The 367-nt window shown below is 48.0% G+C and carries 1 protein-coding gene; it reads right to left on the bottom strand.

Annotated features, from left to right (window positions below; all coding sequences use genetic code 11):
* Positions 1-367, bottom strand: a 367-nt coding sequence (locus tag A3757_RS26485; protein WP_231878226.1) for a hypothetical protein, incomplete at both ends; no start/stop codon positions are given.

Raw genomic sequence — 367 nt, 5'->3', positions numbered from 1 at the left:
AAACTCTGCCGTATATGTCCGTTCCCGTTAACTCTTCAAGAAGTTCTGCCCGGTCTCCCGAATTTGCATTGAGGAAGGCTGCAAAGCCACCTTGAGCCAGAAGCATGGATTTTGTAAAACGTGAAAAATCCAAGCCCGTTATTTCGGCGATATGTTCTAGTTTGTCGCGGAGCTTATCAGCAATAATTTTATCGCGCCCCTCCTCACCGGCCCCGAGCAGTGCTAGCTCAACTTTGGGGCTTTGTAATTTTCCATCAGCTTTGCTTCGCGCCCTTCTTACTTCCCAAAATGCGCGAAAAACCTGGTCACCCTTAACACTGAACTCCACCTCACACATGCATTCGTGACAATGACGAGTCATTACCTT

The organism is Oleiphilus sp. HI0117, assembly GCF_001635235.1.
Note: the sequence above shows the minus strand (reverse complement) of the source record. Positions and strands in the feature narration are given on the sequence as shown.